This is a genomic window from Mesorhizobium sp. SARCC-RB16n (assembly GCF_008520305.1).
Taxonomy (GTDB): Bacteria; Pseudomonadota; Alphaproteobacteria; order Rhizobiales; family Rhizobiaceae; genus Mesorhizobium.
The window spans coordinates 27,792-54,341 of sequence record NZ_ML703258.1; the positions used below are offsets into that span (position 1 = coordinate 27,792).

Here is a 26,550-nt window from a genome sequence, read left to right on the forward strand (position 1 = left end):
CTCAGGCTCCCTTCATCACGGTGGCGGCATCCTGGACGGCGCGCACGATCTTGTCGTAGCCGGTGCAGCGGCAGAGGTTGCCGGCCAGCCCGAAGCGGATTTCCTCCTCGGTCGGGTCGGGGTTTTTCGCCAGCAGGTCCTTGGCCGCGATGAGGAAGCCCGGCGTGCAGATGCCGCATTGGAGCGCCGCGTGCTCCAAAAACTTCTGCTGCAGCGGGTGCAGCTTGTCGCCATGCGCCATGCCCTCGACGGTCTCGATGCGCCGGCCTTCCGCTTCCGCGCCCAGCACCAAGCACGAACACACCAGCCGGTCGTCGATGATCACGCTGCAGGCGCCGCAGTCGCCCGTGCCGCAGCCTTCCTTGGCGCCGGTCAGTCCGAGCCGATCGCGCAGCACGTCGAGCAGTGTCTCGTCGGGCTGGCAGAGATACTCGATCGTGTCGCCGTTGATTGTCGTTGAAACCGCTACGCCAGCCATCATTTGCCTCCTGCACGTGCATAGGCGGTCTGTGCGGCCCGCCTGGCCAGCACGCCCGCAACCTTGCGCCTGAATTCGATTGTGCCTCTTTTGTCGTCGATCGGCCGGCAGGCCCCGGCGCAGACCTTGGCCAGCCGCTCGAGCGCTGCTTCGTCGAGCTTGCGGCCGATCAGGGCCTCGGCCCCTTCTTCCACCAAAAGCACGGTCGGCGCGGCGGCGCCGATCGCCACGCGGGCCGCCGTCACGACGCCAGCCTCGTCGAGCGTCAGGTTGACGCCGGCGCTGACCACGGCGATGTCCATCTCGGTGCGCGGAATGAACCTGAGATACGCATCGGCCGAACGCGGCGCGCGCTTGCCGAGCAGGATCGCCTCGATGATCTCGCCCTTGGCGAGCGATGTCCTGCCCGGCGCGGTCGGCACGGTCTCGACGGCGATCGTGCGCTTGCCCGAGGGGCCGACGACCGCCGCCCTGGCGCCCGCCGCCACCAGCGCCGGCACGCTGTCGGCCGCCGGCGAGGCGTTGCACAAATTGCCAACGATGGTGCAGCGTCCCTGCACCTGCTTGGAGCCGATCAGCTTCGCCGCTTCGACGACGCCGGGCCACGCCTTCTTCAGCGCGGCGTTCTCGCCCAGCACGGCGCAAGGCACGGCGGCACCTATGCTGAAGCCGTCGGCGGTTTCGCTGATGTCGCGCAAGCCGGCGATCGACTTGATGTCGATGATCAGTTCGGGTTCGACAAAGCCGCCCTTCATCCTCACCAGCAGGTCACTGCCCCCGGCAAGGATGGCGGCCAGGCCGGCTGAGCCGGCCAGTTGACCGACGGCGTCTTCGATTGAAAGCGGACGTATGTAGCGCATCGTCTCCCCTTGGTATCGCGATTTCAGCGACCGTTATAAACAATCGTCTCATAATGACCATCCGTTTCCCGGGCCGAGGCGATTGGGCCAGGTGCGGCAAAATGCGGTCCACCTGACCTGAAGCCCGCCCAGGAAAGCGTAGATGCTGGGCCGCATTAAGGCTTGACCGGATGATGCCGCGCGTCAATCCTTCCCCCCAGGGAGGAGTTTCCATGCGACGTCTCTTGGCTGTGCTTTGCGCCGTGATGCTGGCCTCGCCGGCGGGCGCCGCGACGCTCTATTACGGCTCCAGGGTCGGAATGGAGCTTACCATCGTCAAAAAATCGGGCATCGGCTCCACCCACGCCAGCATCCTGGCCAGACACGACAGGCGGAAGGCCCGCGTCTACTGCCGCGAATATGGCCACGATTTCACCGAGGCGTGTGTCGACGCGGAGATGACGGTGCCCCTGCACTTCGAAATCACCGCCAACTGCAAGACCGGCGAGTTCACCACCTTCTATGGCGCCAAGATGCTGTTCCAGGGCCGCAACACGGGCACCGACGTGTCGACCGATTACCGGATCACCGCCGTCGACGAGAACGTGGTGCTCGATGGCTCCGGCGCTTCCGGCTACGACTACACGCTCGATCAGTTCAAGGCGCTCTGCCCCAATCGCGTGAAATAGCGAGCGCAAACGTTCCTGGCCCGCCGAAGCCCGGAACTTGGACCGTGGCGGGCACGGCCGTTTATCGCTAGCACAGGAATGCAGTGGAGGCGAAAAAGCATGACCCTGACCAATCGCGACATTGTCGAGCTGACCGAGTGGCGGCGCAAGCTGCATCGGCAGCCGGAAATCTCGAACGAGGAGGAGAAGACGGCGAAAGAAGTCGTCTCCTTCCTCGCCGACACCGGGCCGGACAAGGTGCTGACCGGTCTTGGCGGGCATGGCGTGGCAGCCATCTACGACAGCGGCAAAAACGGACCGACCGTCCTGTTTCGTTCGGAACTCGATGCGCTGCCGATCGAGGAACTTTCCGGCGTGCCGCATGCATCGCAAGTGCCGGGCAAGTCGCATATGTGCGGCCATGACGGACACACCGCCATCCTGGCCTCGCTTGGCCGCCAGTTCGGCCGCGAGCGGCCGGCCAGCGGCCGCGTCGTGCTGATGTTCCAGCCGGCGGAGGAAACCGGCAATGGCGCGGCCGGCGTCGTCGCCGATCCGCGCTTCGGCGAGATCGCGCCCGATTTCGCCTTCTCGCTGCACAATCTGCCCGGCGTGCCGTTCGGCGAGGTCAGGCTCAAGCCCGGCGTGGTCAACTGCGCCTCGCGCGGCATGCGCATCGTACTCGAAGGCAAGACCGCGCATTCCTCCATGCCCGAGACCGGAACCTCGCCCATGCCGGCGATCTCAGAGCTGATGCCGGCTCTGCCCGCGCTCGGCCGCGCGACCTTCGCCGATGACGACTTCTCGATGGTCACCGTCACCCATGCGCGGATGGGCGAAGCCGTGTTCGGCATCGCGCCCGCCCACGCCGAGGTCTGGGCGACGCTGCGCACCCGCCGCGACGAGCGCATGGCCGACCTCTGCGCCGCGGCCGAAGCCCTGGTTAAGGAGATCGCCGGCCGGCATCGACTGTCCGCCAATTGGGATTATCACGAGATCTTCGTCGCCAGCGTCAACGCGCCGGATGCGGTCGAGCACCTGCGGCGCGCCCTCGATGAAGAGAGCGTCGCGCACGGACAGGAAGCCCTGCCGATGCGCGCCTCGGAGGATTTCGGCCTGTTCGGCCACAGCGCCTCGTCGGCGATGTTCTTCCTCGGTGCCGGCGAACGCCACCCGGCGCTGCACAATCCCGACTATGACTTTCCCGACGACCTGATCCCGATCGGCTCGAAAATCTTCATGCGCACGGCGCGCAACCTTCTCGGCTGATTTCAGCGGAACCCGGCCAACGCGGCGGCTGCGTCCCCGATCAACTGGCCACCTGGACTCTTCGAAATTGTGATATTTCCAAGGAACCAGATTGTGTGGCATCTGTTGGGGCAACGCGAGGAGTTCGAAAATGTACACGCCGCCCGCCTTCCGCGACGACGACAAGGACAGCCTCATGGCGACGATCCGCGCCGCGCGGCTGGCCAACTTCGTCACCGCCACGGCGGACGGACCGCTCGCCACTCCCCTGCCCCTCTTTCTCGACGAGACCGAGGGCGAGCACGGCGTGATCCATGGCCATCTGGCCAGGGCCAACCCGCAGTGGCGTGTTCCGGCGATTGGCGACGGGCTCGCCATCTTCATGGGGCCGGACGCCTATGTGACGCCGGTCTGGTATGCCACCAAGCAGGAAACCGGCAAGGTCGTGCCGACCTGGAACTACGCCGCCGTCCACGCCTATGGACCGGTCGAGTTCTTCGACGATGCAGACAGGCTGCTGGACGTCGTCACCCGGCTGACCAACCTGCATGAGGGCGCACGCGATGCGCCGCGCTGGGCAGTATCAGACGCGCCGCCCGACTTCATCCAGTCGCAGCTTCGCGCCATTGTCGGCCTGCGCATGCCGGTCATGAGGCTCGAAGGCAAGCGCAAGATGAGCCAGAACCGCAACGCCGCCGACCGCGCCGGCGTGGTCGCCGGGCTGGCGGCCAGCGAGCGCCCGTCCGACCGCGAGGTCTCCGCCCTCATCCCATCGTAAAGGCACGGCGCCTCGCCTTGATACGGCGGCTTGCGCAGGCGTTGATCCGGCCCGCGACCTGTGCCGGCCTGTTGCCTATCGGCGTTCACCACTGGAAGAGCCGGCTTGCCTTGCCAGCACCAGTTCCGCGTCGTCGAGAACGTACCTGGTATAACGGTAGTCGCGAATGAAGCTGATCCGGCCTTCACGCCATTCCAGCCACATGAAATGAGCTGGCTTCGGGGCGGCCCTGTCCTCGAACACCGCGATCACCTCGCGGCCCTCGACCCATGCCGGCTTGAGCCACAAGCCGTCGCTCTTGGCGTAGATCGTGAAGAACATGCCGACGTCGGCGGCTCCCGCGCGCGGCGGGTGCATGGACTGATGGAGCTTCACATCGTCGGCGAGCAGCGCGCGCAGGCCGTCCCAGTCGCGTTGGTTGAACAGATTGACGTAGCGCACGGTTGCCGCCGATGCGATGCGCGCATCCGGAAGCGGATTGGCCTCGGCATTGATCCGCCGAAGCCGGGCGCGGCCGCGCGCCAGATGCGCCTTCACCGCATCGATCGTGATGCCAAGCAGAGCGGCGATGTCGGCCAGCGGCTCGTCGAGCACATCCCTTAGGATGATCGCGCTGCGTTGCGGCACCGGAAGCTCCGCGAAGCGCGACACGGCGGTTTGCACGGCTTGCCTCCGCATCAGCATCTCCACCGGATCGGCCGCGTCGGCAATGTCAAGCGCCGCCTCGATCGGCTCCGCCGCGCGGATCGCGCGGCTGCGCAAAAGGTCCAGCGCGCGATTATGAGCAATCCGGAACAGCCAGGGCCTGAGCTGCGGCACTTCGCGCAACTCGTCGAGCGCAATGAAGGCGCGCGCGAACGTGTCCTGCACGACATCCTCGCCGTCGATCACCGAGCCCATGAGCCGCGAACAGTAGCGGTGCAGTTCCGGCCGCAAGCCGGCGGCAAGGGCAAGCAGCCCTTCCTGCCGGTCGCGCTCCACGGCTGGCTTTCCGTCGCTCAAGGGCCCTCCATGATCGTCACGCCCGCGTCGCCGCTGAGGCCGAAGACGACACCATCCGCATATTGCGGGTCTTCCAGCACGGAAACCACCATGTCGCCGAACGCCCGGGGCGGCATCGGCGCGCCGAAGCGGGTGACGAATTGTTCCGGCGTGATGCCCATCGAGCCGGCATAGGCGCCGGCCGCCGCGTCGCCGATCCCGGTGCCAAGGATCATCTGCCGGGGCACGATCGCCTGGAAGCGGATGCCGAGGCCCTTCTCCTGCGCCACGCCATTGGCGTATTTGGCCATGAACCAGAGCATCCGCTTGGCGCCGCCATAGCCGCCCGACATCTGCGACCCGGTGACGGCGGCCCCGCTCGACCCGACCAGAACCCGGCTGCCCGGCCTGAGCGGCAGGTTCAGCGCCGCCTGCAGCCAGTAGAGCCCGGCCTTGACGTCGGTCTCCCAGGCGACGGAGAAATCCTCCCACTTCAACTGGTCCAGCCGCCCCATCCGGGGCGTTGCACCGGCGTTCAGCACCACTATGTCGGGGCGGACCTCGCCAAGAATACGATAGGCCGCATCCTCGTCCGTGACATCGGCCGCGATGGTGGCGACCCCAAGCCGCGCACCGACCGCCTCCAGCGCCTCGGCGCCCCGCGCGACCACGGTCACGCTGGCCCCCTGCTCGACCAGCGCTTCGACCAATCCGAGGCCAAGCCCCCGGCTGCCGCCGGTGACCACGATTTTCCTATCCCTGAGGCTCATTTGACCCTGCTCCAGTGTTTCACCGTAGCTAAGACGTTTGAGGGTCGGGAAAAGAGTCAGGGGTGAGCGAGATTGGCGATGGTGTCTGGACATGACGCCGACGCGCAAAGCGATCGTTGAGCAGCAAGCGATTGCCAAAATGACCGCAACGGCAAAGGATACGTCGGGGCAGTTTTACGAATGCGTGTGGGTTCGGGTGAGATCATGTTCAGGCAAACAATCTTCGCCGTGGCGGCTGGCCTCTCGGTCCTGATGCTTCTTTACACGCTTCCGAGCCATGCGGAGACGCTCCGTCTGAACGGATCCATGCATTGGGTGATCCTCGCGGCTACCCCGGACCCGGACATCGCAATAGGCGTCGCCAGGAGCTACGGCGGGCTCACACAAGGGGCGCAGGTTTTTCAGGCGCGAAATGGCTCCTACACGGTGGTTACTGGTCCGATCAGTGCGCGAACCATTTCGGACGCCAAGGCACAGATTACGAAATGGGATCCATTGCCCGATGATGCCTATCTTTCGTCCGGATCCGAGTTCGAGCGAAAGATTTGGAGCTTTTCGTCGCCAGTTCTGGCAAGCGGTAACTACAAGGCCGGCGCGGCCACGAGCATCCGGTACCAGGACATTCGGGTTGATCTCAGTGTCGCGCCCCATGGCGACATGTCGGTGCCGGTGGTCAACGTCTGGGAGGGCGACAAGGCGGCCTTCAGCTTCGTCGGGTCAGACGAATATGCGATGCCTTCGGCTGTTCTCAGTGCCAATATTGTCTGGCTCGATAAAACGTCGAGCAAGCCACAGATTGTAATCACGACATTCACTGGCGGTGCCCATTGCTGCGTCAAAACGATTCTTATCGGAAAGCCCCCCTCCAATACGTGGCAATTGGCCAAGGGAGAAGATCTCGACGGAGGCGGATACGGGCTTGAGGACGTCGACGGTGATGGCAATGCCGAACTGATCAATTCCGACAATCATTTCCTCTATGCTTTCAGCTCGTATGCGGACTCTTTTTCTCCGATCCGGATCAGCAAGTTTGTTGACGGCGGATTGATCGACGTCACGGATCGGCCGGCGATGCAGCATCGCTTAGTTCAGCACGCGAACCAACTTGAGTATGCCGCCAGGCGACAACCAGATCTCTGGCATTCAAATGGCTTCCTGGCTGGATGGGTGGCTTCGAAGATTCTCGTGGAGCAGGGCGACCAGGCGTGGTCCCGCATGACGATGAGTTATACCGCTATCTCGGATCTTGGCCCTGAGACGTGCGCGAACGGTGGCGCGGTAGAAGGATGTCCGCCTGATCTGGTGCGGAAAATCCCTTTCCCCACGGCTCTGCTAAAACTTCTCAAGGAGTTGCGCTACACGCCACTCCCCAACGTCACGGATAGGCCTGGCAGCGCAGCGTCGACGCCGGCGGACTACAATGCAGCGCGGACGGCATTTGAAAGCATGCCGCTTGAAACACGCTACCAGTTCCAGATGCTGCTAGGCGTGGCCGGATACTGGCCTGCCGTGAGCAATGACAATTTTGGCAGACGCCTCTTCGAGGCGATCCAGAGCTTTCAAACGGACAATCACCTGCCTGTCACGGGTTCGCCGACGCAGGAAACGCAAGGCATTCTGGCACAGGCCGCTTCGCCATTGCTGCAGCAATGGGGGCTGAAGGAGATCTCACACCCCGCGGCTGCCTCACGGCTTTGGGTTCCGGCCGGCATTGGACTGAGTCAGATTCCGACCAAATCGGGGTACAGCTTCGCTTCCAGCTCAGGGATCGCGATCTCCTTTGACTATTACCCCGGGAGCAACCTTACAGCGAGCTATGACTCTCTCTTGAGGTATGCCGGACAGTATCAAATTGTCTACAAGGTGAAAAAATCCCGGTTCTTCGCCTTGAACTTCCTCGACAACAATCGGAACACCTATGCCAGATACGAGGCTGCGTTAGGGGGCCTCATCGGCTTCACGATCAGTTGGCAAGCCGATTCACCGCTTCACGGCGAGCGCCTTTCAACCGTGATGTCCGATCTGTTTCGAGCGAATGTCGAGCTGTTGCAAGAGCGCGTTCCGCCAAGCGCCTTGGTGGGAGCCACCACCAGCGCCTCCGCCAACCCTCCGCCAGCGCCCTCGGTTGAACCGCCTCCCGCACCACAGCAAGCTGTCTCTCCAGCTCCGCCCGAAGGAAACGACCCAGCCGAAAGCCTCACTGGCGATACCGGATCCGGCTTCTTTGTGACGCCCTCGGGCCAGTTGGTGACGAACGAGCATGTGGTTCATGAATGCAAGACCATAGCAGTGCAGTTTCACAATGTGACGTTGCCAGCAAACCTGATAGCTCGTGACCCTGCAAACGATCTGGCCGTTCTCGACACGCACAATCCAGGCATGACCGCTGTTTCGATGCGTGAAAGCGCCCGGCTGGGTGAAGGGATCGCGGTGTTTGGGTTTCCGCTCAATGGCATCCTGTCCAGTGGCGGAAATTTCACCTTGGGAAATGTGACAGCGACGTCAGGCTTGGGCGATGACAGCAGGCATTTGCAGATTTCGGCGCCGGTCCAGCCCGGCAACAGTGGCGGGCCGCTTTTGGATCTGTCCGGCAATGTTGTCGGCATTGTTCAGGCCAAATTCAACGCGATCAGGATGGCTTCAGTAACCAATGACATCGCTGAAAATATAAATTTTGCGATAAAGTCTGAGATCATAACAAGCTTTCTGAAATCGAATGGCATTTCATATTCTGTCGGCGATCAATCGAATTTGCTGAAGCCTGAAGATCTCGCAGATCGCGCCAAAGGTTTTACGGCTCTAGTTGTTTGCTTGAAGTAGATTAATAGTTATTGAGGCTGCCTGGCTAGTATTCCTAGCGTCGGCGTCAGTGACTACCTCCTCCATATCGATCCCGACGATATCTCCTTCAGGACCAGGTGAAGCCGATATCTGCGGTCGAGACTGCGCAACCGAGAGGCACAACATTGCAAACGGCGATGTCTGCTTCTAGGTGCAGGCAGAGGCTGGTTGTAGGGCCGACATCAGAGCAAAGCGGCCATATGGCTTGGGGGCCGGCGCCAGACCGGCAGCTTCAAGGGCATGCCCAGTGGACGGTCCGCGGGACATGTGCTCCATGGTGGGGTGACGAAGTGGCGGGGAAGAAGTGAAGCGCGTTTTTCGATTGTTTGCCGCGGTGGTTATGGCGTCCGCAGTGAGCGGTTGCACCAGCATTTCCTACTACGCGCAATCATTGGAGGGTCATGTCCGGATCATGGCCGCGCGCGAAGACGTCGGAAAATTGATCAAGGCCCCGTCGACCCCTGAGGCACTGCGCGCCAGGTTGACGTCGGCGAGCGCCATAAGGCGGTTCGCGACAGACGAGCTGGCATTGCCTGAAAACAGCAGCTACCACAGCTATGTCGACATCCACCGGGACGCTGTGACCTGGGCAGTCTTTGCCGCGCCGCAATTCTCGCTCACCCCAAAAACATGGTGCTTTCCGGTTTTCGGCTGCGTTCCCTACCGGGGTTACTTCGATCGGAAATCCGCGACGGAAAGCGCCGCCGAGCTTCATGGACAGGGGTTCGACGTCTACGTCACGGGCGTCACCGCCTATTCCACGCTGGGCTGGTCCAGTGACCCGCTGCTCAGCACCATGCTGCGTCAGGACGACACCTATCTCGCAAGCCTTATCTTTCATGAACTGGCGCATCAGCGCCTCTATGTGAACGGCGATTCCGCATTCAACGAGGCCTTCGCGGTTTCCGTCGAAGTCACCGGCACAAGAAAATGGCTGCGCGCGGCCGGCGATCGTGCCGGATTGCGCCGCTACGAAGCCTCCCGCAAGCGCAGCGCCGATTTTCTCGGACTGGCGTCGAAGACCCGCGACGAGTTGAGGCAGGTTTATGAAAGCTCCCGCGCCCCGGATGAGATGGCGGCTGCCAAGGCAGCCGCGCTCGACAGGCTGCGGATGCGCTACCGGCAAATGCGCGACAGAAGCTGGGCCGGATACCGGGGATACGACGCCTGGTTCGATGCCCCGATCAACAACGCAAAGCTCGCCGCGACTGCCGTCTACGGCGAACAGGTTCCCGCGTTTATTCGTTTGTTCGACCTGTGCTCCGGCGATTATCCGAGGTTCTACGCTTCCGTTCGACGGATCGCGAATTTGCACGAACCTGCCCGTGCCGAAGCGCTCAAGGCCGCGACCACCTGTGATTGACTTGAACAGAAGGACCCGGTCCCTGGAATGCTCCGATGTCGGATTGGTGCCGCGAGCGGATGCCTCAACGTTTAGCAGTCTGGCATCGCATTGCTCGCCAACGATCCGACGTCCGCGTCGAGTGCAAAACGCTCGCAGTGCTCGCCGTCGGCCTCATCGATGAAGCTCTCGATATGTTTGAAGCCGAGCTTCGCCAATATCCGCAGCGACGCGGAATTGCGCGCCACCGCCTCGGCCGTGACCTGTTCAAGCGCCAGGGTTTCGAAGGCGTAGCGAACCACTTCCCGCGCGGCCTCGCTGCCCAGTCCCTGTCCCCAATGCGCACGCGCCAGCACAAATCCCAAGGCCGCTGCCTTGGCGTCGGTTGCGAAGGACAGGGTTATCGTCCCGATCGCGTCCGAGACGCCTGCCTGGTCTAGGGACCACTGGATCGCCTTGCCGTCGGCGAACCGCTGACGCGAACGGGCTAACCATCGCTCGCCCGCACTGATGTCGTCGGGAACGGGATCGCCGGCAAGGGAGGCCGATTCGACATCGCTCGCCCGCGCAAACCATGCCGCGATATCCCGCTCGCTCGGCGCCCGAAGCACGAGCCTTGGGGTCGTGAGCCTGGGGAATCGGACTGCTTTCATCGGAGGCATTTTGATCCGGGGCGGCGCCAATGCAACGGCGGCGACAGGGCGCATGCGACTGTGGCCAAGAGGTTTGACGGCTGCGAAAAGAGCCAGGTTGCCGTGAGGCTCGGCACAGCGCGGTAACGCGGAATCTGCCGGCTCTTTATCAATACTTCACCATAGGAACAACGGTGACGGAACCTTCCTGACCGCGGCAGACTTCTGGTGGCACTCTGAATTCGAATGAAGAGGTCTCCGGATGAAAGTCACCGCAGCAGGTATCGACCGCATCAAGATCGGCAATGCGGACGCGAGCGGCCAAGGCGCGCATTTCGTCGTCTGGCTTTATCTTCAGGTTGACGAAGGCGGCACACAGACAGGTCAGGAACTTGTAGTGTCGGTGCCCTACGACGCGCAGATGACGTTCGACGATCTCGCCACCCAGGCTTTCGAGAAGGCGCACGCCATGCTTCTGGCCTGCTGCGAGATAGATGAGGCCATGTGGTGGAAGCAGTTCAACCGCAGCCTGGCGCCGCTGCCCGAATGGACGCCCGGCGCCCAGTAGCTGGCAAAACCCGAACCAATCTGGCGGGCGGGTGATAGTCCGGCCCAAGATTCGCGCCAGGTCGAACACCGACATTCATCCAGGCGGAGGGGTCAACAGGCAGGCCCGCTTTGAGGAGCCCGTTCGTGATCCAGATCCTGCGGATTCTTGAACGGCATCTGGCCGATCTTCCACGAACGATTACGCCAGCGAAATTCCCCATTCGGACGCTGATGTCGGTGCGCAGCCTTATGTAGTCCGTGCCGCCATATTCGACGAGGATGACGCTGACGCTGTGGTCCTTGCTCTCAGGACCGGCAACGTGCGTCTCGTAACCGTCACATCCACGTTCTACCCCCGGTGGCAGCATGACGGGCCGACCTGCCTACACAACTCTGTCACGAAGCCAGCTTATCCGATCATCAGGAATGAAACATCCGCATGACACGCCTTGAAACCGCCTCGCCGGAGGGCGATCCGGAAATGCGAAATGTTGTTTTCGGAGACGACCATGCTTGAACGGACGACAGCGCCGCGCCCAACAGGGATCACCCGAAGAAACAGGATCTATGGCTGAGCGAATTCGAAATTGTCCTGCGTGATCGTGTCATTCCGAACGGCGCCGTCAGGATCGAAGACGGCCGGATCGCCGAGATCCGCGACAAGCCTGTCGAGAATGCCGACTTGTCAGGCGGCGGCCGCCTGCTGCTGCCGAGCTTCATCGACATGCATGGCGACATGGTGGAGAAGGAAGTCGAGCCGCGCATCGGCGTGCACGTGCCGATGCGGATCGGCATCGCCGAGCTGGACAAGAAGCTCGCCTCGTGCGGCGTCACCACAGCCTATGCGGCGCTCTCCTTCATCGGCGCCAGCGTTACCAGCGGCGTGCTGCGCTCGGAAGACCATACCTCGGCGATCATCGACACCATTGCCGGGATGAAGGACGACCTTTTGGTCGATCATCGCATCCATGCCCGCTTCGAAGTAACCTTCGCGCCGGCCATCGCCATGCTGCAAAAACTGATGGACGCCGGCAGGCTGCACCTGATCTCGCTGATGGATCACACGCCTGGGCAGGGGCAGTACCGCGACGTCGAACTCTACATCGCCCGCATCGCCAAGGAACGCGGCATGTCTGTCGCCGCGGCGTCCGAGGTCGTCGGCAAGCGCATGGCCGGTCGCGAAGGCCAGGGCGATGTGCTCAACGCGCTGCAGGATATTTCGGCCCGCGCCAAGGCTCGCGGCATCGTGCTCGCCTCGCATGATGACGACACGCTGGAAAAGGTCGAACTCGTCCACGGCCTGGGCGCGACACTCAGCGAATTCCCGGTAACCCTGGAGGCGGCCCGGGAAGCCCGCAGGCTCGGCATGCACACCGCCATGGGCGCGCCAAACGCGCTGCGCGGAGAGTCCTATTCAGGCAACCTTTCCGCCCGGCAGGCTTATGAGGCCGGACTGCTCGACATGCTGGCCAGCGATTACCACCCGGCCTCGATCCTGCCGGCCATTCTCGGCCTGTCGGAACTGAGCGACGGCGGCCTTGTGGCGGCAACCGCGCTGACCAGCGCCAATCCGGCAACGGCGCTCGGGCTTGCCGATCGCGGCGCCATCGAGCCCGGGCTCCTGGCCGACCTCGTTGTCGCCGACCGCCAGCCGGTGCCTCGTGTGCGCGCCACCTTCCGCGCCGGCCGGATGATCTACGGCGATGGCACGCTTGAGCTGGCGCGGAAAGCGGAACGCGTTGGTCTCGCCACGGCCGAGCGGCTACCAGCCGCCTAGGATTGCGCTAAACGTCGAGCGCCACCGTCATTCCGCGCACCTCTGCCATTTCCAGCAGCAGGTCCTGCAAGCTTTCGATGGTCAGCGCCGCGCCGGCTGTCACCGGCAGTTCCGCATGCTCTCCTTCATCGAAATCACGGCGACCCCGGTTTTTTCCGAAAGCAGCCGTGCGATGGCTGCGCGCACAAGCGCATTCTGGTCAGGCATAATTCCCCCTTCATGCTGTGATAACGGCACCATTTTCTTTCATGCTCTATGCCTTGTCACAACTTATGCGAGCGTTCATTCACGCTTGCAAGTCGTCTCGTTGATATTCGTATGATTGACAGCCGCTCAACAGCGGGAGTGATGGCATCCCGCTGTCGGGCTCCATGGCGGCGGCGAGCAGGGCCAGCGGCACCTCGTGTCGATGGAGCCCGATCAAAGTCCTGCCTTCCACCGTAACCGGCAATTCGGTATATCTGTCGAAAATGGAATACGTGCCTGTCGGCTCGTACAGGATCTCGAAACGGTCCAAATCGCAAAACCTCCTCCCGGGGAGGCTGTAACGCACGCGTCCATCAGAGGTTGCATTAAAAATCGATTCTTTCCGGCCGCGTGCGGTTGATCAGGGGTGGGAGCCCTGAACCGCTTCGGACTGGCGCCGCATCAGCAGATAGAACGCGGCGACGTGCGTGATCATCAGCAGCGGCACATAGAGGATCGGGATCGCGTAGGCGGCGCCCAACTCTCCCGCCAGATCGGGAAGGCCGAGCTGGACCCCATGATAATAGTCGACGACGATATCGACGGTTCCCACGAGGTTGAAGGCGACCACGAGCGGCCAGAAGACCGAAGGAGCCCTTGCCGTCAGAAGCGCCAGCATGGCCAGCAGGCCGGTCGCGAAGTCCGCGTAGGCAGCGAAGACCGTGAAAGCAGCGGGCAGATTGGGCCCAACGACACCCGGAAGCATGAAGACAAGCCCGAAGAAGCGGAAGCTGTGCAGCGTGGCGATCGCGCGTTGCGCTTCGAAGCGGTTCATCGACTTGAGCCTCGGCCAGACATAGGCGCCGAAGCACAGCAACCATGGCACGTAGCCCAAAGCGAGATGGATATTGAAGATCATTGCCGGCGACATTCCCGCCTCCTCTCAGGCCTTGCCCGGAATGGCTTCGAAGACGGCGGTCAGGATGCCCAACCGGCCTTCCCCGAGATTGCGTCCAAGGTTGGCGGCAAGTTCCGCGAAGTCCGGCCCCATGACGACGCCAAGATTGAGCAAAGGGGGTGGTCCGGACGCCCGCAATTGTGAAAACCACGCCTTGCCTGCCTCGGTGTCGTCTTGCCACACCAACGTTTCAAAGCCTGCCTGCTCGATCCGCTCCCGCGTTTCAGCTGCGGTGAGCAAGAAACTGTCCGCCGGGCTTCGTGCCCAGGGAACGGGATAATGCGGATCGCCGCTATTCAACACGACGTCGTAGGTGGCAAACCGGCCGCCCGGCTTCAGTACCCGCCTGATCTCGCCATAGAGCCGCGCCCGCTCGGTGATGTTCATCGCCACATGCTGCAGCAACACGACGTCGAAATGGCTGTCGTCGAAGGGAAGCGCCAGCGCGCTGGCGCTCTCGAACGTCACCAGTTCGCTCAGCCCCATTCGTTCGGCCAGATAGTGCGCGGCCTCGACGAACGGCTCGCTGAGGTCTACGCCCGTCACCCGGCAGCCATGGGTAGCCGCCAGGAAACGGGCCGGCCCACCGAGTCCCGATCCGACATCCAAAACCGTCGTGTCCGGGCCAACCCCGGCCAACCCGGCAAGCTCGGCGGTCGCCGCGAGCCCGCGGGTGTGGAACTGGTCGAGCCCGGCCAACTGCTCCGGCATGAGCCGTTGGTCCTCTGGTCCTAGGGCGGCCAGCGCCACCTTGAGACGCTCGGTCAGGCCGCTGGCGCGATAGTGAGCGCGCACGCCGTCGAGATTATCGGTCATTGCAGGTTCCTCTGGTTGTGTCGTTACTGGAGACATAGGACCGCTTTCGAGCCGCGACTATCCGCGATAATGTCGATGCGTCATGAAGCAGAACTTCACAGTCAGGCAAGGAGCGCTCGACGGTGTCGAGGCTTTCCTGAGCGTCGCCCGGCACCGCAACTTCCGCAAGGCCGCGGCCGAGCTGAAGGTGACGCCATCGGCCATGAGCCAGGCGATCCGCACGCTCGAGGCGCGCATCGGCGCCGCGCTGTTCATTCGCACGACGCGCAGCGTCGGCCTGACCGAGGCCGGCGAGCGCTTTCTCGCGCGTGCCGGGCCCGCATTCGACGAACTGGTCGCCGCGAGCGAGGTTGCGCGCGATCTCGGCCAGCGACCGACCGGACTGCTGCGCCTCTCGGTGCCGCCGTCGGTGGTGCCGATCCTGCTGGAGCCGGTCATCGCATCTTTCTGTCAAGCCTATCCGGAAATCGAGCTGGAGATCGTGGCCAGTGGCGAACTCGTCGATCTTGCCGCCGAGGGCTTCGATGCAGGCATCCGGCCCGGCGAATTTGTCGCCGCCGACATGATCGCGGTGCGCTTGACGCCGCCGCTGCCATTCGTGGTCGTCGGCAGTCCCGATTATCTGCGCCAGCGAAACGTGCCGCAACGCATCGAGGATCTGCGCAGCCATGCCTGCCTGCGCATGCGCCGCTCGAACGGATCGATCGCGCCCTGGCCCTTTGTCGACGGCAACAAGTCGGTCGAGGCCATCGTCTCCGGGCCGCTGATCGCGCATGATTATCCGACGCTTCTGGGCGCGGCGATGCAAGGTGCCGGGCTTGCCCAGGTACCCCAACCACTCGCCAGAGTGCCGGTCGCTGACGGCCGGTTGCAGGAAGTGTTGAAACCGTTTGCCGTGACCTTGCCTGGCGTTTTCCTGTACTACCCGGCGAAACGTCAGGTCCTGCCCAAGCTGCGCGCGTTCATCGACCATGTCAGGCATCGAGGCGAGGCCGAGGCACGCGCCTGAGACCGCAACGAATCGCGATTGGCTCTTGCCGAAGCCGGCGCCCGCCTTCATCCATGGCGCTTAATCCAGTGACCGTCCGGGGCCAATGATGACCGATGCCAGCCTTCATCTCGTCGAAGCAACGATCGCCCAACTGCGCCGCGCGCTCGATGACGGCCTCGTCACCAGCGTCGAGCTGGTAGCGGCGTATGTCAGGCGCATCGCGCATTTTGACCGGCACGGTATAAGCCTCAACGCCGTGCCTGTGCTCAACCCTGATATGTCTTGGGAAGCCGCCGCTTCCGACCAGCGGCGCCGGCAAGGCAAGACGCTCGGGCCGCTCGACGGCATCCCCTACACCGCCAAGGACAGCTACAAGGTCAAGGGCCTGACGGTGGCCGCCGGCTCGCCGGCCTTCGAGCACCTCGTCGCCAATGAGGACGCCTTCACCATCGGCAGGTTGCGTGCCGGCGGCGCGGTGCTGATCGGCCTCACCAACATGCCGCCCATGGCCAATGGCGGCATGCAGCGTGGCGTCTATGGCCGCGCCGAAAGCCCGTACAATGCCGACTACCTGACCGCCGCCTTCGCGTCGGGCTCCTCCAATGGCTCGGGCACCGCGACGGCGGCCAGCTTCTGCGCCTTCGGTCTTGGCGAGGAAACCTGGTCGTCCGGCCGCGCGCCCGCCACCAACAATGCGCTGGTCGCCTACACGCCGTCGCGTGGCGTGATCTCGGTGCGCGGGAACTGGCCCTTGGTGCCGACCATGGACGTGGTGGTGCCGCATACGCGCAGCGTGCCCGACATGCTCGAACTGCTCGACGTCATCGTCGCCGACGATCCGGAAACGCGGGGCGATTTCTGGCGCGCGCAGCCCTGGGTCGCGCTGCCCAGGAGTTCCGAGACGCGCCCTCCCCGCTATACGGATCTGGCGCTGGAAGGGTCACTCAAGGGCAAGCGGCTCGGCGTGCCCAGCATGTATATCGGCCGAGATACAGAAAACGACCGCCCGATCGAAACCCGCGCCTCGGTGCTTGCTTTGTGGGAGCAGGCAGCGGCGGATTTGCGACGGCTCGGCGCCGAGGTGGTCGAGGTCGATTTCCCCGTCGTCTCGAACTATGAGCACGACCGGCCCGGCACGCAAACGATGGCCGAGCGCGGGCTGGTGCCGCCGGACTTCGCCGACCGCGAACTCTGGGATCTCTGCATCTGGGGCTGGGACGATTTCCTGCGCGCCAATGCCGACCCTGCCTTGCCCGATCTCGTCTCCGTCGACGGCCCGAAAATCTTTCCGCGGCCGCCGGGCACCCTGCCCGACCGCTATGAGGGCGGCTTCGATCTGGCGAAGTATGTCGAGCGGGCAAAGCTCGGCGTCGCGCCCTTGGCCGACATCCCCACGATCGCGGATGGCGTCAAGGGACTTGAGGCAACAAGGCGCATCGACTTCGAGGACTGGCTCGATGCCAACCGCCTCGACGCCGTGGTGCTGCCGGCCGCCGCCGATGTCGGCCCGGCCGATGCCGACATCAATGAGGCGTCCGCCGCGCTCGCCTGGCGCAACGGCACCTGGGTCGCCAACGGCAATCTGGTCTGGCGCCATTTCGGCATCCCGACGGTTACCGTGCCGATGGGCACCATGGCCGACATCGGCATGCCGGTCGGCCTCACCTTGGCCGGCAAGGCCTATGACGATGAAAGGCTGCTGCGCATGGCCGGCGATTACGAACGGTCGACCCAGCGCCGCACCAGCCCGCCGCGCACGCCTGAGCTGCCCGATGACGTGTTTTCGCGCCGATCCACCCAAGCTGGCAATGGCAAGGCGCCCGCGCTCAAGCTTGCGGCCGACACGATCAATTCCGGTGATCAGGATGAAATCACCATCACGATCGAAATGGTTGGCGAGGCAACTGAAGCGGCCAGCATCGTGGTGCATGTCAACGGAGAGCCCGTCGCGATGCAGCGAAGCGGCGCGCGCTTCACCGGGCGGGCGCTTGTCCCTGCCGCCGAGCATCGTCGGTTCCACAGTGTCTGGCGCGGCTCGTATGGTTCTATCGTGACAGCGACGGTGCGGCTGCAGGATGGACGCACCGCCGGCGCCTATGCGGTTGCCGGCGGAATCGAGTGATGATGCGCTTTGCGGGCCGCCTCACCATGCGCAACCGGCCAGACCACGGAACCCAGCCATGATCAAAGTGAAGCAACTCGCCCATGTCTGCATCTTCGCCAATGATCTCGAAGAGACGCGGCGCTTCTACAGCGATGTCCTGGGCATGGACATCCAGTTCAATTTCCTGCGCGACGGCGCGATTTTCGGGTTCTACCTCAATTGCGGCGGCCGCAGCCATGTCGAAGTGTTCCAGAAGGATGGGGCGCGATTTAGCGAGATGGACCAGATCAACCATTTCTGCCTGGAAGTCGAAAACATCGACGCCGCGATCGCCCACATCGCCTCCATGGGCATCGATGTCACCGCCAGGAAACTCGCCTGCGACGACACCTACCAGGCCTGGCTGCGCGACCCCAATGGCGTAAAGATCGAACTGTTCGAATACACCGGCAAAAGCGCGCAATTCACCGGCGGCGACCGGGTCGCCGACTGGTAGGCTACAGCAATTCCAGGAAAAGTGTGTACCGGTTTTCCGTCCGGAATTGCGTAAAAACAAAGAGTTAGAGCGGGTCGGCGATTCAATTAAACGCTGAACCGCTCTACTCGCGCGCGGCCCACAGCAAACCGCGTTCGACCATCAGCGCCATTTCCGGCACCGCGAACTCATCCGCGGTGTGGCCGAGGGAACTGTAGAAAACCTTGCCGGCGCCATAGCGGCGCTTCCAGACGACCGGCATGACGACGCCGCCAATGCCCGGGAAATGCGCGTCGGTGAAGGTGGTTGTCGCCAGCACCTCGTTGCTGGGATCGACATGCATGTAATATTGCTCCGACCGGTAGGCGAAATCGCTGACGCCTTTTGTGATCGGATCGTCCGGCCGGGTGATGACGACACGATAGTCGATGATGTCGCCGGGATGCGCGACCCATTGGCCGCCGGTCATGAACTGGTAGTCCGGCTCATTGCGGAAACTGTCGCCCGTCGTGCCGTGAAAGCCGCCGAGCCCGCTCCCTTGGCGAACCGCCTGCGTCAGGTTCTTCAGTTCGGCTTTTTCGATCGTCGACATGGTGATGACAGGCACGATGAGATCGAATGAAGCAAGCTCCGGATCGGCGAACATCGCCGTGCCGTGGCCGAGCGTGACCGCGAACCCGTTACGCCGGAGCATGTCGCGCACGACATTGGCGCTGCGCTCGGGTATGTGGCCTTCCCAGCCGCCCCAGGCGATCAAAGCCTTCTTCGGCATGCCGTGAACCTCCCTGGACCTGTCGCCGTGGCCGATGGTTACACGGCGCGGCCCTCAGCGCCACCCCAGCGCCGGCGCGACATGGGTCAGGATCGCCTCGATGACGTGGGCGTTGTAATCGACGCCGAGCTGGTTGGGCACCGTGAGCAGCAGCGTATCGGCCTCGGCGATCGCCTCGTCCTGCGCCAGCTCATTGATCAGCACGTCCGGTTCGGCGGCGTAGCTGCGGCCGAAGATCGCGCGCGTATTCTCCTCGATAAAGCCGATCTGGTCGCGGCTCTCGTTGCCGCGCCCGAAATAGGCACGGTCGCGGTCGTCGACCAGCGCGAAGATGCTGCGGCTGACCGAGACGCGCGGTTCGCGCTCATGCCCGGCCGCTTTCCAGGCTTCACGGTAGATCCGAATCTGCTCGGCCTGCTGGATATGGAAAGGCTTGCCGGTCTCGTCGAATTTGAGTGTCGAGCTCTGCAGGTTCATGCCGAGCTTGGCCGCCCATTCCGAGGTGGCGTTGGTGGCCGCGCCCCACCAGATGCGCTCGCGCAGGCCTTCCGAATGCGGCTCGAGCCTGAGCAGGCCGGGCGGATTGGGGAACATCGGTCGTGGATTGGGCTGCGCGAACCCCTCGCCGCGCAGCGTGTCGAGAAAAACCTCGGCGTGATGGCGCGCCATGTCGGCGTCGCTTTTACCTTCCTGCGGCACGTAGCCGAAGTAACGCCAGCCATCGATGACCTGTTCGGGCGAGCCGCGGCTGATGCCGAGCTGCAGCCGGCCGCCTGCGATGATGTCGGCCGCACCCGCGTCCTCGGCCATGTAGAGCGGATTCTCGTAGCGCATGTCGATGACGGCCGTACCGATCTCGATGCGGCTGGTCTTGGCGCCGACGGCCGCCAGCAGCGGGAATGGCGAGGCGAGCTGGCGGGCGAAGTGATGCACCCGGAAATAGGCGCCGTCCGCGCCGAGCTGCTCGGCCGCGACGGCCAGATCGATGGATTGCAGCAGCGCGTCGGATGCCGAACGCACCTGCGATTGCGACGAGGGCGTCCAGTGCCCGAATGACAGGAAACCGATTTTCTTCATCGCCGTGAAGTATATGCGGGCGGCACGTGCTTCAATGGCAAAAGAGCGGGGTTACACACCGTCGCCCCCTCGATACCAAAAGTTCGCAATTCCAAAGCACCGTAGGGCGAACGCCGTGGAGGATGGGATGCTCAGGGGAATCCGCATCGTCGAGATCGAGGCGCTGGGACCGGCGCCCTTCGCCGGAATGCTGCTCGCCGATCTCGGCGCCGATGTCATCGTCGTCCATCGCAGGCAAGCGTCCGTGCCGGGCGCGCCTGAGCGCTCGCTGCTCGATCGCGGCAAGCGCTCCATCGCGCTCGATCTTAAGGACGCACAGGATGTGGCCGTGCTGATGCGCCTCATCGCCACCGCCGACGGGCTGATCGAAGGATTCCGGCCCGGCGTCATGGAGCGTCTCGGGCTCGGCCCGGAGGCCTGCCTCGCCGTCAACCCTAGCCTCGTCTATGGCCGCATGACGGGCTGGGGCCAGGACGGACCGCTCGCCGGCACCGCCGGGCATGACATGAACTATATCGGCCTGTCGGGTGCGCTCTGGTACGCCTCCTTGCCAAGCGAGCCGCCCATGGCGCCGCCGACGCTTGTCGGCGACATTGGCGGCGGCGCGCTCTATCTGGTGATCGGCATGCTGGCCGGCATCATGAATGCCCGCGCCTGCAGCCAGGGCACCGTCGTCGATGCCGCGATCGTCGATGGCTCCGCGCATATGATGAACCTGCTGATGTCGCTCGGCCAGTCCGGCGCGCTTGCCGCCGGGCGCGGTCAAAGCCTGCTCGACGGGCCACATTGGTGCCGCGTCTACCGGACATCGGATGGCGGCTTCATCAGCGTCCAGTGCGTCGAGCCGAAATTCTACGCGCTCTTCCTCGACAGGGTTGGCCTCGCCGCCGATCCGCAATTCGCCAGCCAGTTCGATCGCGATCTCTGGCTGGAACTCAGCGACCGGCTGGCGGCGATCTTTGCCGCGAAATCCCGTGACGAATGGATCAGCCTGTTCGAGGGCTCCGACGCCTGTGTCGGCCCGGTGCTTGGCCCGCATGAAGCGGCATTGCATCCGCACATGGCCGCGCGCGGCACATGGCAGACGGTGGACGGCGCGCTGCAGGCGGCTGCGGCACCGCGCTTTTCCGGATGGGAACAAAAGACGCCGGCCAAAAGCCCGGCGCGCGGCGAACACGATGCCGAAATCCGTGCCGGCCTGACGGAACGATGATGACGCCGTGCCAGGCTATGCGAGTATTCCCGGTCACCTGCGGCTTACCAACGAGATGATTGGCAGTTAGGACGAGGTCCATGGCGGTTCGACCGATCGTGAGGTTCCCAAATCCCCTCCTCCGCGCCGTGGCGGAGGCTGTAGAACTGTTCGACAGCGACCTGCACGATTTGGCCGCCGACCTCATCGACACCATGCACGCGGCGCCCGGGATCGGCATCACCGGCCCGCATATCGGCATCTTGAAACGCCTGGTCGTCATCCAGCTTCCTTCCGCCCCGGAACCGGGAGTTTATGCAAATCCATCTGTCGTCCAGGCCTCGACCGAGATGATCCGTCATGCGGAAGGCAGCGTTTCGATGCCTGGCGTTACCGAGGATATCGAGCGGCACGCCCGCATACGCGTTCGCTATCAGGATCTGCATGGCAACGAGCGGTTCGAGGACGCCGAAGGCCTGCTGGCGGTTTGCCACCAGCATGAGATCGATCAGCTCGACGGGCTCTTCTGGACGCACGGGCTGACGCGCCTCAAGCGCGACCGGCTGATCAAGCGCTACGGCAAACTGATACGGGCCTTGTAGCCGCTATACCGCATCGCCGGAGAAGCGCGATCGCGGCCCGAGCTGAGGAGATAATGTCTGGTCGTTTTCGACGTCACGCCGGCAGAGCGGACCAACTCGGCAACGTGCCGGCCTGCCGGCCGGCGAGGGTCAGCCGATCATTTCCCGCAGTGGTGATCGTTGATCTTGTTTATCGCAAACCCGTCCGGTCCAGTTCGGTCGTAGGAACAGGCCCCGGCAGCCGTCGTGAACAATTGCTGATCGTAATAACGCGGGCCGCCGAACAGGAAATCGATGAGATCGTCGTTGGCCGGAACGTAGCGTTCCTGTTCGTCCTGATGGTGCCGGTGCTTGGCCCCGGCGAATACCGAGGAGGACATGCCGCAGCCCATTGCGAGGACAAGAGCGCAGATCGCTAACCGTTTGGTCGTCATCGGCAACACCCTTCTGTTTGGGTTCGATCTTATATCCAAATCGTCAGATGACGAAAAGTTCCTGAGCAGTCGCCAGCTATTTGCGGCCGGCCTCACCTGAATATCGCCGCCCCCTCAGTCCGTCTGGATCCAGATGGACTTGGTCTCCAGATATTCGTGCAGATGCTCGACCCCGCCCTCACGGCCATAGCCGGACATCTTCAAGCCGCCGAACGGCACGGCCGGGTCGATGGCATGGTACATGTTGACCCAGACCGAACCGGCCTTGATGCGGCGCGCCAGCTTGTGCGCGGTGCCGAGATGGCTGGTGAAGATGCCGGCCGCCAGCCCGTAGGGCGAGGCATTGGCACGCGCCACGGCTTCGTCCAGTGTGTCGAAAGGCATCGCCGAAATCACCGGCCCGAAGATCTCTTCGCGCGCGATGGTCATTGTGTCCGACACCGCGCCGAAGACGGTCGGCGCGATGAAGTTGCCGCCATCATAGAGCGCGCCCGTCAGCCGCGAGCCGCCGGCGACCAGTTGGGCGCCTTCGTCGCTGCCGGCCTTGATGTAGCCTTCCACCTTGCCGGCTTGCCTGGCATTGATGAGCGGCCCGATTTCCGTCTCCGCCTCGATGCCGTGCCCGATACGCAGCCCGCCGGCGAACTCGGCCAACCGTCGCACGAACTCGTCATGGATTTCGCGCGCCACGAACAGCCGCGAGCCGGCAATGCAGATCTGGCCCGAATGCACGAACACCGCCATCGCCGCGATGGGAACGGCCTTGTCGATATCGGCGTCGCGGCAGACGATGATCGGCGATTTGCCGCCAAGCTCCAGCGAAACGCGCTTGAGATTGGTCACGCCCGCCCGCGCGATCGCCTGGCCGGTCAGCGTCGAGCCGGTGAACACGATCTTGTTGACGTCGGGATGTTCGGCGAGCCGCGCGCCCGCTTCGGCGCCGGTTCCGGTGACGATGTTGACGACGCCGTCGGGCACGCCGGCTTCCTGCATCAGCCGGGCGATCAGCAGCGGCGTCAGCGATGCATCCTCGGAAGGTTTGAGCACGACAGTGCAGCCCGTGGCGAGCGCCGGCGCGATCTTCCAGATCGAGGCCGCGGTCGGCGCATTCCAGGGAATGATCGCGCCGACGACGCCCACCGGCTCGCGCCTTGTGAAGGTGACGATCTCGCCGGGAATGGAATTGTCGATCGCCTCGCCATGCAGCGCGGTCGCCATGCCGGCATAGAAGCGCAGCATGCCGATGACGCGGCGCCGGTTGGCCAGCGTGCGCGTGATCGGCAGCCCCATGTCGAGCGTGTCGGAAACGCTGAGCTCTTCCCAATGGGTCTCGAACAGGTCGGCGATCCTGAGCAGCACGCATTGCCGCTCATAGGGCGAAAATTTCGACCAGGGCCCTTCAAAAGCCGCGCGCGCCGCCACCACCGCTGCATCCACATCGGCGGCTCCGGCGCGCGGCACGGTCGCCAGCACTTCGCCGGTCGCCGGGTTCAGCGCCTGCATCACCTGGCCGGACTGCGCCGCAACCCACTTGCCCCCGATGAACATGGGCCGGAATTCGCCGTGGTAGAGCGTCGTGGCCTTCGCCCTCGGGTCGAAGCTCAGCGTCATCTCTTCCTCCTCACGAATTCCGTGACGACTATTACTCCCGGCGCGGTCGACCTCAAACAAGGAAAGCTGAAAGGGCGTTTCGGCGGCCCCGACCGGGGGGCACGCATCGCGTCCGTTTAGGCGACGGCTGGGCCGCTCTGTTCGGCGTGCCGAGCTTCATACAGGTCCTGACGAGGCCAGGCGCATGTCCTAAGTCAAGACTTATGGCAGGTCCGAATGGTGTAATCTTTCCGAACAAATTCAATAGTTTACCGGATAGTTATCCAATCCGCATCCTTCGTATGATCTCGTGTGGTCTGGCGAACCTGATAAGAGCTCCGAAATGAGCAGGAGACGCCGAACGACGCCAACAGCTCGTGTTTGCCGGAAGACACCGCAGGGGCGCATTAGGAGACATGTCTTGTCGGTAATGTAAATTGAAAGCAGTAGGCTGGAAAATCGCCACTGCCAGGCTAGTTTATCAACGAGTGCTAAAATGACCTGGAGATCCCAAAATGCAGCGTGCGAAACAAATTCTGGTGACTGGGGGCGCGGGTTTTCTGGGATCGTTCTTGTGCGAGCGACTGCTCGATGAAGGTCACGCAGTTGCATGTGTCGACAATTTTTTCACGGGAAATCGAAGAAACGTCTCGCAATTGCTAGACAACAGGTCCTTCGAGATCATCCGCCACGATGTCACGTTTCCACTCTACGTAGAGGTTGACGAGATATACAACCTTGCCTGCCCCGCGAGCCCGGTTCACTACCAGTTCGATCCGGTCCAGACGACCAAGACCAGCGTCCACGGGGCAATCAACATGCTAGGACTGGCCAAGCGCGTTCGCGCAAAAATTCTTCAGGCGTCCACGTCGGAAGTTTACGGCGACCCCGAAATTCACCCGCAGACCGAGGACTATTGGGGCAAGGTAAACCCGATAGGACCCCGTTCCTGTTACGACGAAGGCAAAAGATGCGCCGAAACTCTGTTTTTCGACTACTGGCGACAGCACAGGGTGCGGATCAAAGTCGCGCGCATCTTCAACACATACGGCCCGAGGATGCGTCCGGATGACGGCCGCGTCATTTCCAACTTCATCGTGCAAGCACTGCAGAACGAGCCGATAACAGTGTACGGCACGGGCCAGCAGACACGTTCATTTTGCTATGTCGACGATCTCATCGAAGGTCTGGTTCGCATGATGCAGACGGCTGACGATGTTACCGGTCCGATCAATCTTGGCAATCCGGTCGAATTTACGATGCTTGAACTCGCCAATCTTGTGATCGAGCTCACCGGAAGTCGGTCGACGATTAGATTTATGCCGCTGCCGATTGACGATCCAAAACAGCGACAGCCCGATATCGGGACAGCCGTGCGTGAGTTGAATTGGAAGCCGAAGACCGCGTTGCGCGATGGTCTCGCCAAGACCATTACCTATTTCGAAGGCTTGGCTTCGTCGGGCCATTTACGGGCCGTCGCCGCCGAATGAAGACAGTCCTGGTCACCGGCGGAGCCGGCTATATCGGATCGCATTGTTGCAAGGCGTTCGCCGAAGCCGGTTGGTCTGTCATTGCATATGACAATCTCTCGCGCGGTTGGCGCGATGCGGTCAAATGGGGTCCGATTGTCGAGGGCGACATTTCCGACGCCGCAGCCGTGTCGGCGGCGCTGCGACTATACAGGCCTGATGTGGTGGCGCATTTCGCCGCCTACGCCTATGTGGGCGAGTCTGTCGAGCACCCGGAACTCTATTACCGAAACAACAGTTTCGGGTCGCTGGTTTTGTTCGAGGAAATGCTGAAGGCTGGCGCCGACAAGCTGATCTTTTCCAGCACCTGCGCATCCTATGGCGTTCCGGTTCGCTCGCCGATTGACGAAACGCATCCGCAGTCGCCCATCAATCCCTATGGATGGTCGAAATTCATCATAGAGCGGATGGTGGACAATCTGTCGTATGCCCACGGTCTGAACGCGGTCGTACTCCGGTATTTCAACGCGGCCGGATGCGATCCCGATGGCGAGATCGGTGAACGGCATGAACCGGAAACACACGTCATACCGCTCGCCATCGAGGCGGCGGTCAGGCCGGGCCGGACTTTTACCGTCAACGGCACCGACTTCGACACCCGTGATGGGACGGCGGTACGGGACTATGTCCATGTCACCGATCTCGCGCGTGCTCACGTCCTTGCAGGGGAGAAGCTTCTCCGCGACAAGGGTGTCGACGTTTACAATCTCGGAACCGGAACCGGAACGACGGTGAAGGAATTGGTCGATGCGGTGAACCGCGCTTCGGGATCGAGCGTTCCGGTGGTCTACGGTCCGCGCAGGGCTGGTGACCCGCCAGCGCTCGTGGCCGCGGCAGGCAAGGCGCGCCGGGAACTCGGCTGGGTGCCCGAGCAATCTGGAATCGACAGGATCGTCGAGACGGCACTGGCTTGGTATCGCAGCCGATTGTGATAGCTACGCA

At 63.1% G+C, this 26,550-nt stretch carries 26 protein-coding genes; 14 read left to right on the top strand and 12 right to left on the bottom strand.

Annotated elements, in window-relative coordinates; genetic code table 11:
- Window position 1: 1 nt before the first annotated feature.
- Window positions 2–478: a (2Fe-2S)-binding protein gene (locus C7I87_RS05605; protein WP_149903277.1), complete on the bottom strand. Its 477-nt coding sequence runs from the start codon at window positions 476–478 to the stop codon at window positions 2–4.
- Window positions 478–1,338 carry an FAD binding domain-containing protein gene (locus tag C7I87_RS05610; RefSeq protein ID WP_149903278.1) on the bottom strand — a complete coding sequence of 287 codons (861 nt, stop codon included), beginning with the start codon at window positions 1,336–1,338 and terminating at the stop codon, window positions 478–480. Before C7I87_RS05610 ends, C7I87_RS05605 begins: the two co-directional genes overlap by 1 nt.
- 212 nt (window positions 1,339–1,550) lie before the next feature.
- On the opposite strand from C7I87_RS05610, the gene C7I87_RS05615 reads away from it, so the two are divergent.
- The 3 genes from C7I87_RS05615 to C7I87_RS05625 all read left to right on the top strand — a co-directional run bounded on the left by C7I87_RS05615 (window position 1,551) and on the right by C7I87_RS05625 (window position 4,011).
- Window positions 1,551–2,006, top strand: a complete 456-nt coding sequence (locus C7I87_RS05615) for a hypothetical protein (protein WP_149903279.1) — start codon at window positions 1,551–1,553, stop codon at window positions 2,004–2,006.
- A 99-nt stretch (window positions 2,007–2,105) separates the two neighbouring features.
- Complete coding sequence (locus tag C7I87_RS05620) at window positions 2,106–3,254, top strand: amidohydrolase (RefSeq protein ID WP_149903280.1); 1,149 nt, start codon at window positions 2,106–2,108, stop codon at window positions 3,252–3,254.
- Window positions 3,255–3,384: 130 nt separating this feature from the next.
- Window positions 3,385–4,011 (top strand): FMN-binding negative transcriptional regulator, encoded by a 627-nt coding sequence (locus tag C7I87_RS05625; RefSeq protein ID WP_149903281.1) that lies wholly within the window; start codon window positions 3,385–3,387, stop codon window positions 4,009–4,011.
- Between the two features lie 75 nt (window positions 4,012–4,086).
- On the opposite strand, the gene C7I87_RS05630 is transcribed toward C7I87_RS05625, so the two are convergent.
- Together C7I87_RS05630 and C7I87_RS05635 are read right to left on the bottom strand one after the other, a co-directional pair.
- Entirely contained in the window at window positions 4,087–5,013 is a 927-nt protein-coding gene (locus C7I87_RS05630) for a sigma-70 family RNA polymerase sigma factor (protein ID WP_149903282.1), read from the bottom strand.
- Window positions 5,010–5,762 (bottom strand): SDR family NAD(P)-dependent oxidoreductase, encoded by a 753-nt coding sequence (locus tag C7I87_RS05635; protein ID WP_149903283.1) that lies wholly within the window; start codon window positions 5,760–5,762, stop codon window positions 5,010–5,012. The genes C7I87_RS05630 and C7I87_RS05635 overlap by 4 nt, the downstream gene beginning before the upstream one ends.
- 204 nt (window positions 5,763–5,966) lie before the next feature.
- Here C7I87_RS05635 and C7I87_RS05640 point away from each other — a divergent pair, with 204 nt between their 5' ends.
- On the top strand, window positions 5,967–8,582 hold the full coding sequence (locus tag C7I87_RS05640) for a serine protease (RefSeq protein ID WP_188393741.1): 2,616 nt from the start codon (window positions 5,967–5,969) through the stop codon (window positions 8,580–8,582).
- A gap of 325 nt (window positions 8,583–8,907) precedes the next feature.
- The gene (locus C7I87_RS05645; RefSeq protein WP_246696193.1) at window positions 8,908–9,966 is read left to right on the top strand and encodes an aminopeptidase; all 1,059 of its coding nucleotides are present in this window, start codon (window positions 8,908–8,910) and stop codon (window positions 9,964–9,966) included.
- Between the two features lie 71 nt (window positions 9,967–10,037).
- Here the strand turns inward: C7I87_RS05645 and C7I87_RS05650 are convergent, their stop codons facing one another.
- Window positions 10,038–10,652 (bottom strand): GNAT family N-acetyltransferase, encoded by a 615-nt coding sequence (locus C7I87_RS05650; RefSeq protein ID WP_246696194.1) that lies wholly within the window; start codon window positions 10,650–10,652, stop codon window positions 10,038–10,040.
- Between the two features lie 187 nt (window positions 10,653–10,839).
- On the opposite strand from C7I87_RS05650, the gene C7I87_RS05655 reads away from it, so the two are divergent.
- Entirely contained in the window at window positions 10,840–11,145 is a 306-nt protein-coding gene (locus C7I87_RS05655) for a hypothetical protein (protein WP_149903285.1), read from the top strand.
- Window positions 11,146–11,697: 552 nt separating this feature from the next.
- Window positions 11,698–12,903 carry an alpha-D-ribose 1-methylphosphonate 5-triphosphate diphosphatase gene (locus C7I87_RS05660; protein ID WP_149903286.1) on the top strand — a complete coding sequence of 402 codons (1,206 nt, stop codon included), beginning with the start codon at window positions 11,698–11,700 and terminating at the stop codon, window positions 12,901–12,903.
- Window positions 12,904–13,189: 286 nt separating this feature from the next.
- Here C7I87_RS05660 and C7I87_RS05670 read toward each other — a convergent pair whose 3' ends face one another.
- The 3 genes from C7I87_RS05670 to C7I87_RS05680 all read right to left on the bottom strand — a co-directional run bounded on the left by C7I87_RS05670 (window position 13,190) and on the right by C7I87_RS05680 (window position 14,863).
- The gene (locus C7I87_RS05670) at window positions 13,190–13,420 is read right to left on the bottom strand and encodes a hypothetical protein (RefSeq protein WP_149903287.1); all 231 of its coding nucleotides are present in this window, start codon (window positions 13,418–13,420) and stop codon (window positions 13,190–13,192) included.
- Between the two features lie 90 nt (window positions 13,421–13,510).
- The gene (locus C7I87_RS05675; protein WP_149903288.1) at window positions 13,511–14,020 is read right to left on the bottom strand and encodes a hypothetical protein; all 510 of its coding nucleotides are present in this window, start codon (window positions 14,018–14,020) and stop codon (window positions 13,511–13,513) included.
- Window positions 14,021–14,032: 12 nt separating this feature from the next.
- Window positions 14,033–14,863 (bottom strand): class I SAM-dependent methyltransferase, encoded by an 831-nt coding sequence (locus tag C7I87_RS05680; protein ID WP_149903289.1) that lies wholly within the window; start codon window positions 14,861–14,863, stop codon window positions 14,033–14,035.
- Between the two features lie 82 nt (window positions 14,864–14,945).
- On the opposite strand from C7I87_RS05680, the gene C7I87_RS05685 reads away from it, so the two are divergent.
- The 3 genes from C7I87_RS05685 (at window position 14,946) to C7I87_RS05695 (ending at window position 18,454) form a co-directional block, all read left to right on the top strand.
- A complete protein-coding gene (locus C7I87_RS05685; protein WP_149903290.1) occupies window positions 14,946–15,872 on the top strand; it encodes a LysR substrate-binding domain-containing protein in 927 nt (308 codons plus the stop codon).
- 88 nt (window positions 15,873–15,960) lie between these two features.
- Window positions 15,961–17,976: an amidase gene (locus tag C7I87_RS05690; RefSeq protein ID WP_149903291.1), complete on the top strand. Its 2,016-nt coding sequence runs from the start codon at window positions 15,961–15,963 to the stop codon at window positions 17,974–17,976.
- 58 nt (window positions 17,977–18,034) lie between these two features.
- Entirely contained in the window at window positions 18,035–18,454 is a 420-nt protein-coding gene (locus C7I87_RS05695) for a VOC family protein (protein ID WP_149903292.1), read from the top strand.
- A gap of 103 nt (window positions 18,455–18,557) precedes the next feature.
- Here C7I87_RS05695 and C7I87_RS05700 read toward each other — a convergent pair whose 3' ends face one another.
- Together C7I87_RS05700 and C7I87_RS05705 are read right to left on the bottom strand one after the other, a co-directional pair.
- Window positions 18,558–19,205 (bottom strand): ThuA domain-containing protein, encoded by a 648-nt coding sequence (locus C7I87_RS05700; protein WP_149903293.1) that lies wholly within the window; start codon window positions 19,203–19,205, stop codon window positions 18,558–18,560.
- Between the two features lie 54 nt (window positions 19,206–19,259).
- Complete coding sequence (locus tag C7I87_RS05705) at window positions 19,260–20,282, bottom strand: LLM class flavin-dependent oxidoreductase (RefSeq protein ID WP_149903294.1); 1,023 nt, start codon at window positions 20,280–20,282, stop codon at window positions 19,260–19,262.
- Between the two features lie 127 nt (window positions 20,283–20,409).
- Between C7I87_RS05705 and C7I87_RS05710 the strand changes: the two genes are divergently transcribed.
- A complete protein-coding gene (locus C7I87_RS05710) occupies window positions 20,410–21,495 on the top strand; it encodes a CaiB/BaiF CoA transferase family protein (RefSeq protein WP_149903295.1) in 1,086 nt (361 codons plus the stop codon).
- Window positions 21,496–21,575: 80 nt separating this feature from the next.
- The gene (locus C7I87_RS05715; protein WP_149903296.1) at window positions 21,576–22,076 is read left to right on the top strand and encodes a peptide deformylase; all 501 of its coding nucleotides are present in this window, start codon (window positions 21,576–21,578) and stop codon (window positions 22,074–22,076) included.
- Window positions 22,077–22,213: 137 nt separating this feature from the next.
- Here the strand turns inward: C7I87_RS05715 and C7I87_RS05720 are convergent, their stop codons facing one another.
- Both C7I87_RS05720 and C7I87_RS05725 read right to left on the bottom strand, forming a co-directional pair.
- Complete coding sequence (locus C7I87_RS05720; RefSeq protein ID WP_149903297.1) at window positions 22,214–22,489, bottom strand: hypothetical protein; 276 nt, start codon at window positions 22,487–22,489, stop codon at window positions 22,214–22,216.
- Between the two features lie 114 nt (window positions 22,490–22,603).
- Complete coding sequence (locus C7I87_RS05725; RefSeq protein WP_149903298.1) at window positions 22,604–24,100, bottom strand: aldehyde dehydrogenase family protein; 1,497 nt, start codon at window positions 24,098–24,100, stop codon at window positions 22,604–22,606.
- Window positions 24,101–24,594: 494 nt separating this feature from the next.
- Here C7I87_RS05725 and C7I87_RS05730 point away from each other — a divergent pair, with 494 nt between their 5' ends.
- Both C7I87_RS05730 and galE read left to right on the top strand, forming a co-directional pair.
- Window positions 24,595–25,569 carry a UDP-glucuronic acid decarboxylase family protein gene (locus tag C7I87_RS05730; protein ID WP_149903299.1) on the top strand — a complete coding sequence of 325 codons (975 nt, stop codon included), beginning with the start codon at window positions 24,595–24,597 and terminating at the stop codon, window positions 25,567–25,569.
- The gene (gene galE / locus C7I87_RS05735) at window positions 25,566–26,540 is read left to right on the top strand and encodes a UDP-glucose 4-epimerase GalE (RefSeq protein WP_149903300.1); all 975 of its coding nucleotides are present in this window, start codon (window positions 25,566–25,568) and stop codon (window positions 26,538–26,540) included. Before C7I87_RS05730 ends, galE begins: the two co-directional genes overlap by 4 nt.
- Window positions 26,541–26,550 lie beyond the last annotated feature (10 nt).

Bases quoted from the DNA above. Each gene is read 5' to 3' on its own strand.
- C7I87_RS05610 (WP_149903278.1), bottom strand. From the start codon at position 1,338: ATGCGCTACATACGTCCGCTTTCAATCGAAGACGCCGTCGGTCAACTG.
- C7I87_RS05720 (WP_149903297.1), bottom strand. From the start codon at position 22,489: ATGACGACCAAACGGTTAGCGATCTGCGCTCTTGTCCTCGCAATGGGC.
- C7I87_RS05635 (WP_149903283.1), bottom strand. From the start codon at position 5,762: ATGAGCCTCAGGGATAGGAAAATCGTGGTCACCGGCGGCAGCCGGGGG.
- C7I87_RS05730 (WP_149903299.1), top strand. From the start codon at position 24,595: ATGCAGCGTGCGAAACAAATTCTGGTGACTGGGGGCGCGGGTTTTCTG.
- C7I87_RS05705 (WP_149903294.1), bottom strand. From the start codon at position 20,282: ATGAAGAAAATCGGTTTCCTGTCATTCGGGCACTGGACGCCCTCGTCG.
- C7I87_RS05690 (WP_149903291.1), top strand. From the start codon at position 15,961: ATGACCGATGCCAGCCTTCATCTCGTCGAAGCAACGATCGCCCAACTG.
- galE (WP_149903300.1), top strand. From the start codon at position 25,566: ATGAAGACAGTCCTGGTCACCGGCGGAGCCGGCTATATCGGATCGCAT.
- C7I87_RS05620 (WP_149903280.1), top strand. From the start codon at position 2,106: ATGACCCTGACCAATCGCGACATTGTCGAGCTGACCGAGTGGCGGCGC.
- C7I87_RS05715 (WP_149903296.1), top strand. From the start codon at position 21,576: ATGGCGGTTCGACCGATCGTGAGGTTCCCAAATCCCCTCCTCCGCGCC.
- C7I87_RS05675 (WP_149903288.1), bottom strand. From the start codon at position 14,020: ATGTCGCCGGCAATGATCTTCAATATCCATCTCGCTTTGGGCTACGTG.
- C7I87_RS05695 (WP_149903292.1), top strand. From the start codon at position 18,035: ATGATCAAAGTGAAGCAACTCGCCCATGTCTGCATCTTCGCCAATGAT.
- C7I87_RS05710 (WP_149903295.1), top strand. From the start codon at position 20,410: ATGCTCAGGGGAATCCGCATCGTCGAGATCGAGGCGCTGGGACCGGCG.
- C7I87_RS05655 (WP_149903285.1), top strand. From the start codon at position 10,840: ATGAAAGTCACCGCAGCAGGTATCGACCGCATCAAGATCGGCAATGCG.
- C7I87_RS05640 (WP_188393741.1), top strand. From the start codon at position 5,967: ATGTTCAGGCAAACAATCTTCGCCGTGGCGGCTGGCCTCTCGGTCCTG.
- C7I87_RS05725 (WP_149903298.1), bottom strand. From the start codon at position 24,100: ATGACGCTGAGCTTCGACCCGAGGGCGAAGGCCACGACGCTCTACCAC.
- C7I87_RS05650 (WP_246696194.1), bottom strand. From the start codon at position 10,652: ATGCGCCCTGTCGCCGCCGTTGCATTGGCGCCGCCCCGGATCAAAATG.
- C7I87_RS05625 (WP_149903281.1), top strand. From the start codon at position 3,385: ATGTACACGCCGCCCGCCTTCCGCGACGACGACAAGGACAGCCTCATG.
- C7I87_RS05615 (WP_149903279.1), top strand. From the start codon at position 1,551: ATGCGACGTCTCTTGGCTGTGCTTTGCGCCGTGATGCTGGCCTCGCCG.
- C7I87_RS05605 (WP_149903277.1), bottom strand. From the start codon at position 478: ATGGCTGGCGTAGCGGTTTCAACGACAATCAACGGCGACACGATCGAG.
- C7I87_RS05700 (WP_149903293.1), bottom strand. From the start codon at position 19,205: ATGCCGAAGAAGGCTTTGATCGCCTGGGGCGGCTGGGAAGGCCACATA.
- C7I87_RS05680 (WP_149903289.1), bottom strand. From the start codon at position 14,863: ATGACCGATAATCTCGACGGCGTGCGCGCTCACTATCGCGCCAGCGGC.
- C7I87_RS05685 (WP_149903290.1), top strand. From the start codon at position 14,946: ATGAAGCAGAACTTCACAGTCAGGCAAGGAGCGCTCGACGGTGTCGAG.